The following is a 310-nucleotide window of genomic DNA, read 5'->3' on the forward strand; positions in this document are numbered from 1 at the left end:
TATCCAGATGGTTCAACGGATAAGGTCCCAGTAACTGTTAAAGTTTCTGAACCAACAGATGCGGATAAGAACACACCAGTAGCACAAGATCAGACCGTTAAACAAGGTGAGGAAGTAGATCCATCTAAATCTATTGCAAATCTAGGAGACTTGCCAGCAGGTACAAAGGTAAGCTTTGAGGAACCAGTAGATACAACCACACCAGGAGATAAGCCAGCAACAGCTGTGGTAACGTATCCAGATGGTTCAACGGATAAGGTCCCAGTAACTGTTAAAGTTTCTGAACCAACAGATGCGGATAAGAACACAC

General features: G+C 43.5%; 1 protein-coding gene. It reads left to right on the top strand.

The features are described 5' to 3' along the window. A partial coding sequence (locus E4T71_RS09365) for a Rib/alpha-like domain-containing protein (protein ID WP_245165731.1) occupies positions 1-310 on the top strand: 310 nt, incomplete at both ends.

The sequence above is a fragment of the Streptococcus sp. WM07 genome (assembly GCF_004570525.1).
Taxonomy (GTDB): Bacteria; Bacillota; Bacilli; order Lactobacillales; family Streptococcaceae; genus Streptococcus.